This window comes from Streptomyces sp. NBC_00414, from assembly GCF_036038375.1.
GTDB lineage: Bacteria > Actinomycetota > Actinomycetes > Streptomycetales > Streptomycetaceae > Streptomyces.
Map to the genome: position 1 here is coordinate 6,666,833 of NZ_CP107935.1, position 16,574 is coordinate 6,683,406.

Sequence of the window (16,574 nt, forward strand, 5' to 3'; positions counted from 1 at the left end):
TCAGTCACCTGCCTGGATGAGACCGCCCCGGCGCCGCATCAGGAGTGCGGTGAACGCCATGGACAGGGCGAACAGCACCAGCGCGACCACGCACGCGGAGCCGTAGTCGAACCGCTGGAAGCCGAGGTTGTAGACGAGCTGCGGCAGGGTGAGCGTCGACTTGTCGGGGTATCCCGGTTCGAACTGCTGGCCCGAGCCGCCGATGATCCCGGAGGCGACCTTCCCCGCGACCAGCGGCTGCGTGTAGTACTGCATCGTCTGGATGACACCCGTGACCACCGCGAACATCACGATCGGCGAGATGTTCGGCAGCGTCACGAACCGGAACCGCTGCCAGGCGGACGCGCCGTCCAGCTCGGCGGCCTCGTACTGCTCCTTCGGTACGTCGAGCAGCGCGGCCATGAAGATGACCATCAGGTCGCCGACGCCCCACAGGGCCAGCATGGTGAGGGCGGGCTTGGACCAGGTGGCGTCCGTGAACCAGCCGGGCGTCGGCAGACCCAGGTCGCCCAGCACCGAGTTGACCGGTCCCGTACCCGGGTTGAGCAGGAACACGAAGGCCAGCGTGGCGGCGACGGGCGGCGCGAGGTAGGGCAGGTAGAACAGCGTGCGGAAGACGCCCGTGCCGGTCTTGATCTTCGTGATCAGCAGGCCGATCCCCAGGCCGAAGAGGACCCGGAAGGTGACCATGACGAGCACCAGCCACAGGGTGTTGCGCAGCGCCGGCCAGAACATGGGGTAGTCGTTGAGGACGTAACTCCAGTTGCCAAGACCCCTGAACTCGGGGACACCGAAGCCGTCGTACTTCATGAACGAGAAGTACACGGTCGAGACCAGCGGGTACGCGAAGAAGACACTGAAGCCGATCAGCCACGGCGACATGAAGGCGGCCGTGCGCAGAGCCTGTTTCCTGCGTTTCACCCGCAGCGTGGGCGTGGGCCGCGTGGACATGGGGTGTGTGGACATGGGGCGCTACTTCGCCTGCTCGATGTCACGGTCGATCTGGTCGGCGGTCTTCTCCAGACCGGCCTTCAGATCCTTCACCTTGCCGGACTCGTACTGGTAGCCGAAGTCCTGCAGGGTCGTCTGGTACGTCGCGCCGTTGACGGAGGCCGGCGGCGTGTTGGACCGCGGGTGCTGGGCGATGTCCACGAAGGTCTTGAAGCCGCCGTCGACCTTCAGGTCGGGCGACTTGAGCGCGTCGAACGTGGACGGCACGTTGTGGATGGCGTTGGCGAACGAGACGACGGCCTCCGTGTCGGTCGTCATGTACTTCATCAGTTCCCAGGCCGCGTTCTGCTTCTTGCTCTGCGGCGCGATACCCATGATCGTGCCGGAGAGGAAACCCTTGCCGTACTCGTCCACCTCGTCGTCGGCCACGGGCATCGGAGCGGTACCGATCTCGAACTTCACGCCCGCGTCCTGTGCCATGCCGAGCCGCCACTCGCCGTCGAGCTGCATCGCGACCTGCCCGGTCTGGAAGGGGTGCTTGGCGCCCCACTCGTCGCCGAACGTGTTGCGGTACCGCTCCAGCTTCTGGAAGCCGCCGAGATCGTCGACGAGCTTCTTCTGGTACGTGAACATCTCGGCGAAGGCCGGGTCCTCGGCGATGCTCGACTTGCCGCTCTTGTCGAAGTAGGAGTGGTCCCACTGCGACATGTAGTGGTCCACCACGGTCTCGTAGCCGTGGTAGTTCGGCATGAAGCCGAGCTGCGCGTACGAGTCGCCCTTGGACTTCGTCAGCTTCTTCGCGTCCTTCGCGAACTCGGTCCACGTCTTCGGCGGTGCCTTGATGCCGGCCGCCTCGAAGGCGGCCTTGTTGTAGTAGAGGCCGTAGGCGTCGCCGAGCAGCGGCAGCGCGCAGCGCGTGCCCTCGAACTGGGTGTACTCCAGCATCGGCTTCGGGATGATCGCGTCGAGGTCGAGCTTCGACTTCTCGATGAAGGGCTTCAGGTCGGCGAAGGCGCCGGACGAGCAGAACTTGCCGACGTTGGACGTGGTGAACGAGGACACCACGTCGGGCCCGTTCGAACCGCCCGCGCGCAGCGCCTGGTTGAGCTTGTCGTCGTTGATGTTGCCGACGACCTTCACCTTGATGTTGGGGTGCGCCTTCTCGAAGCGGCCGATGTTCTCCTGGATCGCCTTCACCTCGGCGGGCGCGCTCCAGCCGTGCCAGAACGTGATCGTGGTCCTCGCGTTCGGATCGTCCGTGGCACCGGAGTCGGACTGGCCGGTACAGCCGGTGGCGAGGAGGGCTATCGACGCGGCGGCGAGCACCGCTTTACGGGGCATTCCGGGCATGACGGGGTCTCCCTATGAGCAGGGCGGGCTGGACGGGGGAAGAGGAAAGGGGGAGCAGGGTGGTGAGGTCGGGGCGGGTGCCGGGTTCAGGGGCCCTTCAGCGGGCCGGTCGGGGGCTGTTCAGTGGGCCGAGGTGTCGAAGACCTCGTCGCGGGTGGCCGCGAGCGCGCTCTCCAACGCGCCGCGCAGCACGGGCTGTTCATGGACGTCGCCGACGACCAGGCGCGGCCGGGACGCGGCCAGCTCCTCCAGCTCGGCCTGCACCAGCGCGCGCAGGGGTTCGCCGCCCCTGCTGAGCGAGGCGCCGCTGAGGACGACGAGTTCGGGGTCGAGGACGGAGACGAGGGAGGCGAGACCGGTGGCGAGGCCGGTCGCGTACGTCTCCAGGAGTCGCCGGTGCGGGCCCGCGTTGATGTCCGCGGCCTGCTCGACGAGGGCGGCGGCGACCTCGCTGTAGGGCCCTGCGGGGATGGGCCGTATCCCGAGTTCGCGGGCGAGCTTCGGGATGGCCTGGGAGCCGGCCAGCTCCTGGTAGCCACCGCTGTTGGCCTTGGTGACGTGCCGGACGAGGGGCGCGCCGGGCACGGGGAGGAAGCCGACCTCGCCCGCGCCGCCGGTCCAGCCGCGGTGCAGCCGTCCGCCGAGCACGAGGGCTGCGCCCAGGCCTCCCTCGTTCCACAGCAGGACGAAGTCGTCGTGGCCCCGGGCCGCCCCGAGCCGTTGTTCGGCGACGGCGGCGAGGTTGACGTCGTTCTCGTACTCGACGGGCATCGGCAGCGCCGCCGCGAGTTCGTCGAGCAGGGCGGGGGAGTGCCAGCCGGGCAGGTGCGAGGCGTAGCGCAGACGGCCCGTGTTCGGGTCGAAGGCGCCGGGGGTGCCGATGACGAGGCGCCGGAGGTCGGCCCGGACGAGCCCCGCCGCCTTCACCGCGCCGTCGAGGGCGTCGGTGACCTGCCGTACGACGGTGTGGGCGGGACGCCGGCCGGGGGTGGGCAGTTCGTACTCGCCCACCGTCCGCCCGGTCACGTCGGCGACGGCGGCGAGGATCCGCTCGGGCGTCACGTCGAGCCCGGCGGCGTACGCGGCGGCGGGGTTGACCGCGTACAGCTGCGCGTTGGGCCCCGGCCGTCCTTCACTGGTACCGGTGACGACGACGAGCCCCGCCGCCTCCAGCCGGGCGAGCAGCTGTGAGGCGGTCGGTTTCGACAGCCCGGTCAGCTTGCCGATCCGGGTCCGGGACAGCGGGCCGTGCTCCAGCAGGAGGTCGAGCGCGGCCCGGTCGTTCATGGCGCGCAGCACGCGCGGGGTGCCCGGGGTACCGGATGTTCCTGCCATGACTGTCGACACCTGCCTTTCGGCTTCCCAGCTTCCCAGTGCGGTCACCGGGAAGTCCACCAAGATCACTGTTAGGAAACTTTACTATCGGTGGGAGGAAGGTAGGCCGGGGGTGGGCGGGGCGTCAACAGGTTGTTCGGGTGGCAACGGAGTCGTTACCTGGGGGTGGGTGTGGGGGTGGGGAGCTTCCCGCCGGCGGATCGGCTGCGGATCGGCGGCCGACCGGCGTAGGGGAGCCCTGGCAGGCGTGCTGCCGCGACTCCCCGTCGTTCCCGTGGGATCCGCTGGGGCCTGACGCCATAAAGTTCGGATTTTAGGAGCAGCGTGGGCGACAAGCAGTACATCGAGTTCGTTGAGCAGATCCGCGACAGGCCGGGCATGTACGGACTGAACGGCACCTACCATCCGACCGCCATGCTTCTGCTCGGGTTCGACCTGGCCCGGGACGGTGACCTGCTGCGGGGCTTCAGGGAGCGTGCGCGACACGCGGTGCGGCCTAAGGGAGACTCGTGACCGTGCCTCTCACCAGATCGCTCGCGACCGCTGACGAGATACACGACTATCTCGTCAGCCAGTTGAACCTCGCCCTGCGCCGTCCCGGGATGTTCGGTAGGGAGGGCGTACAGCAGATGCTGATGGACCATCTGCTGTTCGTGGAGAACGAGCCCGAGGCGTGGGCCCAGCAGCAGCATGTGTGGGAGGACCGGGGGATCTGGACCGGCATCGGTGTGGAGGGCGCGTTCTGGGACATGGTTCCGGGGCACCGTGACGAGAACACCACGACCTCGATCTACGCCGAGTTCGCCCACTGCCGCGGTTGGCTCGCGCCCGACCGTGTCCTGACATCCGACGAGTACCGGGCGCTGCGGGACCGGGCGCGGTCATGGGCGAGTGGGGATCGTGAATGGGCCGATGTCACCGCCGAGTTCGGCGCCCCTTCCCTGCTGATCGGGGGGACGAACCCCTACTACGGCAAGACACTCGGTTACCTGGGCGAGAACCCTGAGGAGCCGATCGTGTTCTTCCATCTCTGGAACGGCAGCGCCCCGGGCGACGAGGCGTCGTGGCCCGAACTGCAGCAACCCGTCCTGCTGGGCGTGCGCTTCGGGGACGGGCCGTTCCCGTCGACCTTCACCTTCACCCCGGAGGGCCTACGCAGGCGCCCGCAGCGCGACCCCGACGGCCACTGCCACTGACGGTCGGGTGGCCGCCCGTGCGGAACGGCAGTACCTGCAGTCGCACGTTGGGAAGTTGAGCCACGTGCAACAGGTGCTCCAACTGGGCCCGCATCACGTCCGGTCCGCCGACCAGTTGTCGCAGTGCCGCTTCCCAGACGACCGCGTACACGTGGAGCGGGCGGTCTCCGTGCAGACGGGCCTGGCGCCGCATGCGGACCTCGACGATGCGCTCGATGTCGTCCGGGTCCTCCCACACGCCGTCGCTGACGGCGAGCGAGCACGCCGCCGAACAGGCGCTCAGTAGTCCCGACCCCGCGACTCGTGAGCGCGCGATCCGGGAAGCCGGAGACATCGTGCTCGCGGCGCACCGTGAAGTCGCAGGTGGCTGACTGGTAGTGGGAGTTGCGCCGGCTCGATTACTCCGTCGGCTCCAAGAAGGGAGCCGTCTCCAGCGTCGGATACGGGGAGGGCAGCGGGAGCGGGCGGCCCAGTTCGACCTTGATCTCGGTGGCGTAGTACGCCTCGGTGGGGTCGTCGCCAGGAGTGATCGGGTCGGAGTAGCAGTGGGCCGTCTTCCGGTGACGGTTGATCAGGACGTAGAGGGGGACGTCGGCGGCGGCGTAGGTGCGCAGCTTGGGGCCGGTGTCCGTCTCGTGGTTGGTGGAGGTCACCTCGCCGACCAGGGCGATCATGTCAATGGGGTACCAGCCCTTGTGGGCCCTGCGGTACGACTCGTCCAACTCCGTCGCCTTGCGGCGGCGTACATAGAAGTCCGGGATCAGCAGGGCCATGGTGCGGCCGTCCTTGTGAGCTGCCCGGTAGCCGTTGCCCATGCCCACCAGGCGGAGTCCGGCGACGCGGAACTGGAAGAACAGCTCCCCTGTGCCGTCATTGTGGTTGTCGTTCGGTGCCGGCGGCACGATGACCGTCCCTTCGACGTACTCGGGTCGAATCGGCGTCTTGGACGCCTCCTCGAACGCGATCAGCAGATCGATGGGGTCCTGCTGCGTCATGACCGGCTCCATGCTGAGTTCGGCACTCATTGATGCTTCTCCCTCGCCATGCTGTTGCCAGGCTACGCCGGTACTGGGTGCCCCGGCAGAACCATGCGGCACCCGGACCCCATGTGACCTGGGAATACCGAGGGCGTTCACTCGAACGAGTGTGCTGAACCGTTACGGCGGTCGTGCCGGGCCGTATACGCGTGCGGGGCGGCTTCCGGATCGTTCCGGATGCCGCCCCGCAGGCGCGAACACGTATGAGAAACCTCTCCCCGCTACTTCGCCGTGTTCGACGGAACAACCGCCGGAGGCGTCAGCGGGGACGCCGACTGGGACTGTGGGGAGCCCGTGTTGGAGTACGCCGACGGGGCCGCCATGCCCGCCGTCGGGTCGGGGGCCGGTTCGGCGTCCGGCGGGGCCGGGAGGCCGCCCACGATGCTGATGTCCGCGCGGTCGAAGGCCTGCTTGATGCGCCAGCGCAGTTCGCGTTCGACGGAGAGGGCCTTGCCCGGCATGGTCTTCGCGCTGACGCGGACCACCATCGAGTCCAGGATGACGCTGTCCAGGCCCAGAACCTCTATCGGGCCCCACAGACGCTCGTTCCAGGGCTCGTCCTTGCTCATCGCCTCGCCGACCTCCGCGAGGACCGAGCGGACGCGGTCCAGGTCCTCGTCCGAGCGGACCGTGACGTCGACGCCGGCCGTGGCCCAGCCCTGGGAGAGGTTGCCGATGCGCTTGACCTCGCCGTTCCGGACGTACCAGATCTCGCCGTTGTCGCCCCGCAGCTTGGTGACCCGCAGGCCCACCTCGATGACCTCGCCGGAGGCCACCCCCGCGTCGACCGTGTCGCCTACGCCGTACTGGTCCTCCAGGATCATGAAGACGCCGGAGAGGAAGTCCGTCACGAGATTGCGGGCGCCGAAACCGATCGCCACACCCGCCACACCGGCGGAGGCCAGCAGCGGCGCCAGGTTGATCTGGAACGTGCCCAGGATCATCAGCGCGGCCGTGCCCACTATCAGGAAGGACGCGACCGAACGGAGGACCGAACCGATGGCCTGGGAGCGCTGACGACGGCGTTCGACGTTGACCAGGAGGCCCCCGAGCGCCGTGCCGTCGACCGCCTGGGCCGTCCGGTTCATACGGTCGATGAACTTCGTGATGGTCCGCCGGACGAAGACTCTCAGCACCACCGCGATGACCACGATGAGCAGCACGCGCAGGCCGATGCTGAGCCAGGTGGACCAGTTCTGCTCCACCCAGCTGGCGGCGTTGTTGGCGCTTTCCTGGGCGTCCTCAAGCGTCGGTGACGTCGGTTCCTCGGTGGGATCGGCGGCCGACAGGACGGACAAGAACACGGCAGGTACCTCCAGGCGTAGCGGTCCGTCCGGGGCAGGACATCGAGTGGGGCGCGACGGGCGGAAACACCACACTAACGGGGCACTGTGTGTGGATCGTTGCCATGTTCGAGGGAGAGACTGTGCTCACGTGGGGATAAGAAGGTGTGGTCGAAAACACTCCCAGCCCGTTACCGGCACATGGTGGCGCTTCCACCAGGCATGAGGGGAGACTGACTACAGATCGTCCCGGCGCGAGCCACGCGCCGCCGGCGTACAAGGAGGCCATCCGTGCCGCATGTCCTGGTCCTCAACGCGTCGTACGAGCCCCTCGGTGTCGTACCGCTCCGCCGCGCGCTCGTCCTCGTCCTTGAGAACAAGGCAGTCTCTCTTGAGGAATCCGGCGCCTTCATGCACAGCGCTACCGTCACTGTCCCCGCCCCCAGCGTGGTCCGGCTGAAGAGGTTCGTACGGGTCCCTTACCGGGGGCCCGTTCCGCTGACCCGCAGGGCGCTGTTCGCCCGGGACGGCGGCCGGTGCATGTACTGCGGTGGCGTCGCAACCAGCGTCGACCACGTCATCCCGCGCAGCCGCGGGGGTCAGCACGTCTGGGACAACGTGGTGGCGTCCTGCCGCCGGTGCAACCACGTCAAGGCCGACCGCCACCTGGTCGAGATCGGCTGGCGCCTGCGCCATAAACCGGCCCCGCCGTCGGGGCTCGCGTGGCGCATCATCGGCACCGGACACCGGGATCCGCGCTGGCTGCCCTACCTGCAGCCGTACGGCGCGGAGGACGCGATGGCCCGGATCGACGGCATTTCCGCCTGACGATCCGGGCCTTTGGTTTGCCCGGGCCCGGGGCGCTCCCCGGCTCCGGGCCCCGCTACGTGAAGCGCAGTTCCGCCGGGTGGACCGAGCGGTGCAGCAGCGGGAGGGACGTGGTCGCGGCGAGCAGACAGGCCGCGTACACCGCCACGGGGACGAGCAGGGGCAGCAGCACCGGGACGATCCGGTTGTCCACGAAGGCGCCGTAGACGAGGTGGACCGCCGTGCCGCCGGCGCCCGCGAGCAGCATCGCCGGGGCCAGCGGCAGCGCGGTCTCCAGGAGCAGCGCCCGGCCGAGCACCTTGCGCGGTACGCCCGCCGCGGTCTGCGCGGCGAGGCCCCGGCGCCGGGTCGCGAGCGACTCCGCGGTGCCCGCGGCAAGGCCACCCAGGCCGATCAGCAGCGCCACCAGGACGGCGGCGCCCACCAGATCGACGCCGGTGGTGTAGAACGCCACGTCGCCGGGGCTGTGGGGCAGGCCCTCCTGCGGGTGGTGCACGGAGTCCAGGAACATCTGGCGTACGCCCATGAAGCCGACGCCGACCACGGTCACCAGGAGCACCGCGGCGTGGGTGCGCGCGGTGGCCCACGGGTCGGCCCGGAGGCGTTCGGCGGCGAGGAGGACCGCGGGGCTCCCGGTCCGGGCGGCGAGCAGCCTACCGACGGCCCGCGCGGTGAGGCCGGCGACCGCCACCGCGCCCGCACCGGTCAGCGCCACCGCGGAGAACGCCAGCAGGGGGAACGCGGTGGTCCCCGGCCCGGTGCTCCGCATGACCACCAGCAGGGCGCCCAGGCCCACCAGCGCCGCCGGCACCACCAGGGCGAGGCCGGCGATCCGGCCGTGGCCCGGCCGCACCCGGCGGACCCAGCCGAGCGGCGAGGCCACGACCCGGCGCAGCGCGACCACGCTCACCAGCAGGGCGAGAAGCGGTACGGCGAGCGTCACCAGGGCGAAACCGACCCAGGCCGGCAGCGGAAGCCGCCGCTCCAACAGGTTCACCATGACGAGCGCGGAGAACACCGCGGCGACCGACGCCCCCAGCAGACAGGCGAGGCCCGACTCCAGGGCCGCGATACGCCGCACCTGCCGCGGTGTCGCCCCGGCGAGCCGCAGTCCGGCCAGCCTGCGGTCGCGGTGCACGGCGCCGATCCGCGCGCACTGGCCGAGGAAGCCGAGTACCGGCACCCACAGGAGCAACAGCGTGACGACCACTCCGGCGCGCTGCCCCGGCTGGTTCAGCAGGCCGTGGAAGTACGGGGTGGACACCTGCCCGCGCGCCGAGGCCGTCAAGGACACCGAGGCGACCGCGACCGCCGCGAGACCCAGGCCGGTGGCCAGCGCGGCCCCCACCGCCGTCAGCGTCACCCGCCACCACTCCCGCCGGTCCGAGCCCCGGGTCAGCAGCCACGCGAGCCTGAGGTCCCCGGTCATCGGGTCGCCTCCAGGGCCGACGCGTCCTCGGAGACGGCCCCGTCACGCAGCCGCACCTCACGGTCCGCGTACGCCGCGACCTGGGCGTCGTGCGTGACCAGCAGCACCGCCGTGCCGGTCTCCCGGGCCGTGTGCGCCAGCGCCGTCATCACCTGCTCGCTCGCCAGGGAGTCGAGCGCCCCGGTGGGTTCGTCGGCGAAGGCGACCTTCGGTCCCGTCACCAACGCCCTTGCCAGCGAAACCCGTTGGGCCTGACCGCCGCTCAGCTCGCCGGGCCGCAGCGCCTCCTGACCGCGTACGCCGAAGCGCTCCAGCCACTCGCCCGCCTGTCCGTGGGCGGCCTTGCGGGAGACCCCCGCGAGCAGCAGCGGCAGCGCCACGTTGTCGAGCGCCGTCAGCTCGGGGATCAGCTGCCCGAACTGGAACACCACCCCGAACTCCGTACGCCGCAGCTCGCTCAGCCGCCCCTCCGGCAGCTGGTCCAGGCGCTGGTCGGCGTAGACGACCGAGCCCTCGTCGGGCCGGACGATCCCGGCGAGGCAGTGCAGCAGGGTCGACTTGCCGCCGCCGCTCGCACCGGTGACGGCGAGTATCTCTCCCGCGTGCAGCTCCACCGAGGCGCCGTGCAGCGCCTGGGTCCTGCCGTACGTCTTGGCGAGCCCGCGGGCCGTCAGGATCGGCGCGGTCCTGTCCGCGCCGCTCCTCGGCGTACTGCTCATGGGCGTACTGCTCATGTCGGGTCGACCTCCGCGGTCAGAGTGGTGAGCCGGGCCGCGGTGGTGGCCATCCAGCGCAGGTCGGCGTCGAGGTGGTTGAGGGCGTAGTCGGCCGAGAGGACCGTGGCGAGGTCGGCGCCCGGCGCGGTCTTGACGGCCGTGAGCTCCCTCATCCGGGTCATGTGCGCCGCGCGCTGGGCGATCAGATAGCGGGCCGGATCGGCACCCGGGGACGCCGGTTCGCCACCCGAGGACGCCGGATGGGCCGAGGGCGCCGGGTCGGCCGATGACGCCTGAGTGGCCGAGGGCGCCGGGCCGGCCGGGGACACCGGGCCGGATGCGGCGAGGATCGCGCAGACGACCTTCGCGAAGATCTCGTTCGTCACGAAGGGCGCGGGCGGGGTGATCTCGGCCGCCCAGCCGACGAGTTCCTTCGTTCCCTCCGCGGTGGACCGGTACAGCGTCCGCTCCGGGCCCCCGTCCGAGCCGGTTCCGTCGACCTCGGCGAGACCGTCGCGGACCAGGCGCTGCAACGTCGTGTAGACCTGGCCGTAAGCCAGCGGGCGGGCCTGCGGGAAGCGCTCGTCGTGGCGTCGCTTGAGGTCGTAGCCATGGCTCGGCCCTCCGGCGAGCAGCCCCAGCAGGATGTGGCGGGTGCTCATGGCTTCATTATGTACTCGATATATGTAGCGAGTGAATAGTGATCGCCGGAAACTTGGACCGCGAGGCGGAGGGGCGGCGCCGGTCGCAGAGTGTCGCCACGCGGGCGCTCTTGGTGATGTCGGTCATCCGGGACACAATGTGAGCCGGAGCACGATGTCCCGGCTGTCACGTCTGCGGGCCCGCCCGTTGGGTAGGGGCTGCCTGACCCGCCCGCACGACCATCAAGGAGGCCACCGTGGCCGCATCGGCTCAGCTTCTGCTCTCGGCCCTCTCCAAACGTCCGGCGGACGTGCCCGCCGACCCCGGATCCGACCCCCACCCGCTCTACTGCATCTTCAACGCCGGTGCCGAGGGCTCCTGCGCCGAGGCGCCGCTCACCAGTGAGCCGCCGCTGCCCGATGCCGCACCCCTCACCAGCGAACCTCCTCTCGCCGACGCCGCGCCCCTGACGAGCGAGCCGACCTCCCTCGGTGCCGCCGCCGGCCTGGACCCGTCGGGGGTCTGATGCCGCTCTCCCGGCTCGCCGCGCTGCATGGCGTCGCCACGTCCTACAGCCCGTCGCCGGGCCGCACGGTCGCGGCCTCGGACACGGCGGTCGTCGCCGTGCTCGCGGCGCTGGGTGTCGCCGCGGGGACTCCGGACGCCGTCCGCGGCTCCCTCGCCGCGCGCGAGGCGGAACTGCGGGAACGGCTGCTCCCACCGACGGTGGTGAGCTGGACCGGCGCCACGCCCGCACCGGCGCGCCGGGCCGCGCCGGGTCCTCCGCCCGCGCCGGACTCCGAGGCCGCCGGGACGGGTGACGGCACCCCGGCCACTTCGGCCACTTCGGCCATCCCGGCCGCCCCGGTCTCCGCGGCCGACGACGCCGGTCCCGGCGCCGCAGCCGGTGGTGGGGCCGCCGACGACGCCGGTTCGGGCCCCGCCACGCCCGCTGGGACCCACGGATCCCCCGGTGGCTCCTCGCTGGAAGCCGCCCTCGCCGCGCTGCCCGCAGGGACCCGGCTGAGCGTGCGGACCGAACAGGGCGAGACCCGCGCCTCCGTCGAGCGGCTGCCGCCCGGCGTGCACGAGCTGACGGCCACCGCCCCCGACGGCCGCACCGCGCGTTCCCACCTCGTCGTCGCCCCGGCGAAGCTGCCCGCACCCCCCGGACGTACGTACGGGCTGCTCGTGCAGGTCTACTCGCTGCTCTCCCGGCGCTCCTGGGGCATGGGCGACCTCGGCGACCTCACCGAACTGACGGCCTGGGCGGGACGGGCGCTCGGCGCCGGATTCGTCCAGGTCAATCCGATGCACGCGGCCGTGCCCGGCGCGCCCACCGACCCCTCCCCGTACCGGCCCTCCTCGCGCCGCTACCCCGACCCCGTGTACCTGCGCGTCGAGGACGTCCCCGAGTTCGCGTACGTCGACGAGGGCGACCGGACACGACTCCTCGCGCTCCTGGCGCGGGCCCGCAGACAACGCGAATCCGTGCTCGACAAGGGCGAGTTGATCGACCGCGACGCCGTGTGGGAACTGAAGCGCGAGGCCCTGGAACTGGTACGGGACGTACCGCTCGGGCCCGGCCGCCGGGCCGCCTACTGCGACTTCCTCGCCGCGGAGGGCGAGGCGCTTGAGGACCACGCCACCTGGTGCGCGCTCGCGGAGGTGTACGGCTCCGACTGGACGCGGTGGCCGCAGGGCCTGCGCGACCCCCGCTCGGCCGAAACCGCCCGCGCCCGCGCCGAGTTGATGGACCGCGTCGACTTCCACAGCCGGCTGGCCTGGCTGACGGACGCCCAGCTCGCCACCGCCCAGCGCAGCGCCCGCGACGCCGGTATGCCGGTCGGGCTCGTGCACGACCTCGCCGTGGGCGTCCACCCGGGCGGCGCCGACGCCTGGGCGCAGCAGGACCACTTCGCGGCCGGCATGTCGGTCGGCGCGCCCCCGGACGCGTTCAGCGTCCAGGGCCAGGACTGGGGGCTGCCGCCCTGGCGCCCGGACCGCCTCGCCGAGTCCGGCTACGCCCCGTACCGCAGGCTCCTGCGCGCCCTCTTCCAGTACGCGGGCGCGCTGCGGATCGACCACGTCATGGGGCTCTTCCGGCTCTGGTGGGTGCCGCAGGGCCGCCCGGCCACCGAGGGCACCTACGTCCGTTACGACGCCGAGGCCATGCTCGCGATCCTCGCCCTGGAGGCCTCCCGCGCCGGGGCCCTGGTGATCGGCGAGGACCTCGGCACCGTGGAACCGGGTGTGCGCGAGACCCTCCAGGAGCACGGCGTGCTCGGCACCTCCGTCCTCTGGTTCGAACGCGACTGGGACGGCACGGGGCTGCCGCTGCCCCCCGAGAGCTGGCGCACCGACTGCCTCGCCACCGCCACCACCCACGACCTGCCGCCCACCGCTTCCCGGCTCACCGGCGACCACGTCGAACTCCGCGACAGCCTGGGCCTGTTGACCCGGCCGGTGGAGGAGGAACGGGCCGAGGCGGCAGCCGACGTGGGGGAGTGGCTGGCGCTGCTCGCCCGGCTCGGACTGCTCGAAGGGGCGGCCGGCGGGGTCTCGGAGCAGTCGGAGGAGGCGGAGATCCAGGCCGTGCACCGCTTCCTGCTGCGCACCCCCGCCCGCCTCGTCGGCGTCTGGCTCCCGGACGCCGTCGGCGACCGCCGCCCGCAGAACCTGCCGGGCACGTGGGACCAGTACCCGAACTGGCGCCTGCCCGTCGCCGACGCCGAGGGGCACCCGGTCACCCTGGAGGAACTCGCCGCCTCGCCCCGGCTGCACGCCCTCATGGAAGTGCTGCGCGAAGGCCGGTCCGGCGGCCACGGGCCGTCCGCGTGAGGCACCGAAACCTGTACGGCACCCCGTACGGCACCCCCGGGCGCGCGGCCGCGACAGGAGTTCGCTACGTTTGCACCGTGGACAAGAAGAACGCCCTGCGCGCCGGCGCCCTGGCTGCCGGTACGACGCTGATGATGCTGCTGATGTCGGCCCCCGCGCTCGCGCTGACGCCCGACGACGGCGACGACCCCGGTCAGGGGCTGAGCGTCATCGAGACGCTGGGCCTCTATGTCGTGGCGCCGATCGGGCTGTTCGTGCTGATCGCCGGACTGGTCTGGGTGCTCGACGGTTCGTCGGACCGCGAGCCGAGGCGCAAGCCGGGAGGCAAGGGCCAGGGCAAGATGCAGGGCCCGGACCAGGTCCGCGCTTCCTGACCTCGGCCCCACCGAGATCCAGACTTCCCCCCGAGGGCACCGCCCTCGCACCCGCACGCGACTGAAGCCGCCCGGGAGCGAGAACGGTGCCCTCGGCGTGTTCCGGCCGATGTCCCTCGACTCGACGCCGATGAAGCGGCTGGGGACCGTACATCCGGCAGTCGGATGATCACTTCGTGCGACACTCCTGCTTCACGAAAACAGCGTGAAGGAGATCCGGTGGCGCGTGCGGTGGGGGGTGCGGCGGCTGCCGCGGTCCTGGTGATGGTGCTGGCAGGCTGTGACGCGGACGGTGCCGGTGCTTCCGGAGCGTCCGGCAGGTCGGTCGAGGCGACGGCGACGGGCGAGACCGTGAACCAGGGCACGGTTCGCAGCGACGTCGAGGCGGCTGTCGCCGCGGGCGGGCTGGGGCGGATGAAGTTCACCGGCCGGGAGCTCGTCGGACACTCGGCCGAGTGCAATGTGATCGGCGCCCTCCACACGGACGGTGCGCCGGACCTCGGACGCGTCCGTGATGCCGTGGCCGAGCTGAAGAAGCGGCGATGGAAGCAGACCGGGAAAGCCGGGGACGACAGCGGCGAGGGCTGGTTGTTCAAGAAGGGCAGCTGGCAGCTGGACCTGCTCGCAGGAGCGACGTCCGGCGACGAACCGAGCACCGACCCGATGTTGCCGCAGACGGGGACAGAGACAGAACCCTTCAGCGGTGTGACGGTGTACGCGATCAGGTACAAGTGCGCCCAGTCCGCCGCCCCCACACCGACTGACGGCAGCTGACCCGCGTCCCGCGTCAGGCGATGACGTGCTCCTCGTCCGTACACCGCTCGACGGGCGGGCAACTCGGCAGGACCGGCCGGACGGCCCGGGCATCCGCCCTATGGTTGCGTACAGACGTCGGTCGACCGCTGTGGGCTGTCAGTTGTCGGCCGGTGCCCCGACCGGGAACGCCGGCATCAGGAGGTCGCCATGAACGGCACTGTCCGGAACGTCATCGTCGTCGGCGCGGGGCCCACCGGGCTGCTGCTGGCCGGTGATCTCGCGGCCGCGGGTGTCCCCGTCACCCTCGTCGAGAGGCGTGCGCGCGGCATCAGCAACCTCTCCCGTGCCTTCGTCCTGCACGCCCGCACGCTGGAGCAACTCGACGCCCGGGGCCTCGCCGACGAGCTGGAGGCCAAGGGGCGGACCCTCGACAGGCTGCGGCTCTTCGGCCGGCTGACCGTCGACCTCACCACCCTTCCCTCCCGCTTCAGGCATCTGCTCGTGCTGCCGCAGTACGAGGTGGAGAGGGCGCTGGAGCGGCGGGCCGTGGAGGCGGGCGTGCGGTTCGTGTACGAGACCGAGGCGACGGGGCTCGTACAGGACGCGGACGAGGTGACCCTGAGGGTGCGTGGGGCCGGCGGGGAAGCCGAGGAGCTGCGGGCCGCGTACGTCGTCGGAACGGACGGGATGCGCAGTGCCGTGCGGGAGGCGGTGGGGCTGCCCTTCCCCGGGCGGTCGGTGATCCGGTCCGTCGTCCTCGCCGACGTCAGGCTCGCCGAGGAGCCCGAGACGCTGCTGACCGTGAACGCGGTCGGGGACGCGTTCGCGTTCCTCGCGCCGTTCGGGGACGGCTACCACCGGGTGATCGGCTGGCACCGGGGCCGGGACGTCGCCGACGGCGAACCCCTCGCCCTCGACGAGGTCAAGGAGATCACCCGGCTCGCGCTCGGCCGTGACTTCGGGATGTACGACGCCCGTTGGATGTCCCGCTTCCACAGCGACGAGCGGCAGGCTCCCGCCTACCGGGTGGACCGTGTGTTCCTCGCCGGGGACGCCGCCCACGTGCACACCCCGGCCGGCGGTCAGGGCATGAACACCGGTCTCCAGGACGCCGCCAACCTGGGCTGGAAACTGGCCGCGACGCTCAACGGGTACGGCAGGGAAGGGCTGTTGGACACCTACCAGTCCGAGCGGCACCCCGTCGGCAGGTCCGTGCTGCGCAGCAGCGGCGGGATCGTACGGCTCGCGATGGCCAAGCGGCCCTGGACGCTCGCGGGCCGCGCCCTGCTCACCACGTTCCTCGACCGTGCCCGCCCGGCCCGCACCCGGATGGTCGGCCAGGTCACCGGCATCGGCTACGCGTACCCGGCCCCGCGCGGCGCCCACCCCCTGGTCGGCAGGCGCGTACCGGACCTGGCCCTGCGTGACGGCCGCCTGTACGAGGCCCTGCGGGACGGCAGGTTCGTACTCGTCACCCCGGCCGGCCGGGCAGCCGGTCAGGACGTCGGTGGCGGCGCCCGCAAGGACCGCCTCGGCGTCGTCACCTGGGCGAGCGGCCGGCGTACGACCCTGCTGGTCCGGCCGGACGGATACGCGGCCTGGGCGGCCGAGTCGGCGACGGCCGAGGACATCGAGGCGGCGCTCGTCGAGGCCGTCGGACGGGACTGACCGCGCAGCTCCTCGCCGCATTACACCGTTCGCGGGACCGCTCGATAAGGAGAACTCGGCGGGGTTTACCGAGGTGATTGAATCTGTGACTTCCTTTCCAAGCGGAACCCCTACGGAACCCTGGCGAAACCCCGGGGCGAAGTCACGCGATAGGCAAGGAACTTGGCG

18 protein-coding genes are annotated in these 16,574 nt (G+C 71.2%); 9 read left to right on the forward strand and 9 right to left on the reverse strand.

All coding sequences use genetic code 11. The annotated features are described in order from the left end of the window. The 3 genes from OHS59_RS29005 to OHS59_RS29015 all read right to left on the reverse strand — a co-directional run bounded on the left by OHS59_RS29005 (position 1) and on the right by OHS59_RS29015 (position 3,636). On the reverse strand, positions 1-966 hold the full coding sequence (locus OHS59_RS29005; protein WP_328496286.1) for a carbohydrate ABC transporter permease: 966 nt from the start codon (positions 964-966) through the stop codon (positions 1-3). A 6-nt stretch (positions 967-972) separates the two neighbouring features. Then, positions 973-2,301, reverse strand: coding sequence for an ABC transporter substrate-binding protein (locus OHS59_RS29010; RefSeq protein ID WP_328496287.1), 1,329 nt, complete (start codon positions 2,299-2,301; stop codon positions 973-975). Between the two features lie 120 nt (positions 2,302-2,421). Continuing rightward, on the reverse strand, positions 2,422-3,636 hold the full coding sequence (locus tag OHS59_RS29015; RefSeq protein ID WP_328496288.1) for an ROK family transcriptional regulator: 1,215 nt from the start codon (positions 3,634-3,636) through the stop codon (positions 2,422-2,424). Positions 3,637-3,960: 324 nt separating this feature from the next. Between OHS59_RS29015 and OHS59_RS29020 the strand changes: the two genes are divergently transcribed. Together OHS59_RS29020 and OHS59_RS29025 are read left to right on the forward strand one after the other, a co-directional pair. Continuing rightward, positions 3,961-4,149, forward strand: coding sequence for a hypothetical protein (locus OHS59_RS29020; protein WP_328496289.1), 189 nt, complete (start codon positions 3,961-3,963; stop codon positions 4,147-4,149). A 2-nt stretch (positions 4,150-4,151) separates the two neighbouring features. Further along, positions 4,152-4,832: a hypothetical protein gene (locus tag OHS59_RS29025; protein WP_328496290.1), complete on the forward strand. Its 681-nt coding sequence runs from the start codon at positions 4,152-4,154 to the stop codon at positions 4,830-4,832. Here OHS59_RS29025 and OHS59_RS29030 read toward each other — a convergent pair. Further along, positions 4,774-5,025, reverse strand: a complete 252-nt coding sequence (locus OHS59_RS29030; protein ID WP_328499410.1) for a Scr1 family TA system antitoxin-like transcriptional regulator — start codon at positions 5,023-5,025, stop codon at positions 4,774-4,776. The two genes, OHS59_RS29025 and OHS59_RS29030, sit on opposite strands and share 59 nt — an antisense overlap. 22 nt (positions 5,026-5,047) lie before the next feature. Between OHS59_RS29030 and OHS59_RS29035 the strand changes: the two genes are divergently transcribed. Further along, positions 5,048-5,203, forward strand: a complete 156-nt coding sequence (locus tag OHS59_RS29035) for a hypothetical protein (protein WP_328499589.1) — start codon at positions 5,048-5,050, stop codon at positions 5,201-5,203. Positions 5,204-5,230: 27 nt separating this feature from the next. Here the strand turns inward: OHS59_RS29035 and OHS59_RS29040 are convergent, their stop codons facing one another. After that, positions 5,231-5,857: a Uma2 family endonuclease gene (locus OHS59_RS29040; RefSeq protein WP_328496291.1), complete on the reverse strand. Its 627-nt coding sequence runs from the start codon at positions 5,855-5,857 to the stop codon at positions 5,231-5,233. Between the two features lie 233 nt (positions 5,858-6,090). Continuing rightward, entirely contained in the window at positions 6,091-7,173 is a 1,083-nt protein-coding gene (locus tag OHS59_RS29045; protein ID WP_328496292.1) for a mechanosensitive ion channel family protein, read from the reverse strand. A gap of 270 nt (positions 7,174-7,443) precedes the next feature. Here OHS59_RS29045 and OHS59_RS29050 point away from each other — a divergent pair, with 270 nt between their 5' ends. Further along, complete coding sequence (locus OHS59_RS29050) at positions 7,444-7,980, forward strand: HNH endonuclease (RefSeq protein ID WP_328496293.1); 537 nt, start codon at positions 7,444-7,446, stop codon at positions 7,978-7,980. A 55-nt stretch (positions 7,981-8,035) separates the two neighbouring features. On the opposite strand, the gene OHS59_RS29055 is transcribed toward OHS59_RS29050, so the two are convergent. Genes OHS59_RS29055 through OHS59_RS29065 form a run of 3 tightly spaced genes read right to left on the reverse strand, consistent with a single transcriptional unit; the run spans position 8,036 to position 10,787 of the window. After that, positions 8,036-9,409, reverse strand: a complete 1,374-nt coding sequence (locus tag OHS59_RS29055; RefSeq protein WP_328496294.1) for an ABC transporter permease — start codon at positions 9,407-9,409, stop codon at positions 8,036-8,038. Further along, entirely contained in the window at positions 9,406-10,143 is a 738-nt protein-coding gene (locus OHS59_RS29060; RefSeq protein WP_328496295.1) for an ABC transporter ATP-binding protein, read from the reverse strand. Before OHS59_RS29060 ends, OHS59_RS29055 begins: the two co-directional genes overlap by 4 nt. Then, positions 10,140-10,787: a PadR family transcriptional regulator gene (locus OHS59_RS29065; RefSeq protein ID WP_328496296.1), complete on the reverse strand. Its 648-nt coding sequence runs from the start codon at positions 10,785-10,787 to the stop codon at positions 10,140-10,142. Before OHS59_RS29065 ends, OHS59_RS29060 begins: the two co-directional genes overlap by 4 nt. A 236-nt stretch (positions 10,788-11,023) precedes the next feature. On the opposite strand from OHS59_RS29065, the gene OHS59_RS29070 reads away from it, so the two are divergent. The 5 genes from OHS59_RS29070 to OHS59_RS29090 all read left to right on the forward strand — a co-directional run bounded on the left by OHS59_RS29070 (position 11,024) and on the right by OHS59_RS29090 (position 16,406). Next, positions 11,024-11,293, forward strand: coding sequence for a hypothetical protein (locus tag OHS59_RS29070; protein WP_328496297.1), 270 nt, complete (start codon positions 11,024-11,026; stop codon positions 11,291-11,293). Then, positions 11,293-13,608, forward strand: a complete 2,316-nt coding sequence (gene malQ / locus OHS59_RS29075) for a 4-alpha-glucanotransferase (RefSeq protein ID WP_328496298.1) — start codon at positions 11,293-11,295, stop codon at positions 13,606-13,608. The genes OHS59_RS29070 and malQ overlap by 1 nt, the downstream gene beginning before the upstream one ends. Positions 13,609-13,685: 77 nt before the next feature. Beyond that, on the forward strand, positions 13,686-13,982 hold the full coding sequence (locus tag OHS59_RS29080) for a hypothetical protein (protein ID WP_328496299.1): 297 nt from the start codon (positions 13,686-13,688) through the stop codon (positions 13,980-13,982). Between the two features lie 219 nt (positions 13,983-14,201). Continuing rightward, positions 14,202-14,756: a hypothetical protein gene (locus tag OHS59_RS29085; protein ID WP_328496300.1), complete on the forward strand. Its 555-nt coding sequence runs from the start codon at positions 14,202-14,204 to the stop codon at positions 14,754-14,756. A 189-nt stretch (positions 14,757-14,945) separates the two neighbouring features. Next, positions 14,946-16,406 (forward strand): FAD-dependent monooxygenase, encoded by a 1,461-nt coding sequence (locus OHS59_RS29090; protein WP_328496301.1) that lies wholly within the window; start codon positions 14,946-14,948, stop codon positions 16,404-16,406. Positions 16,407-16,574 lie beyond the last annotated feature (168 nt).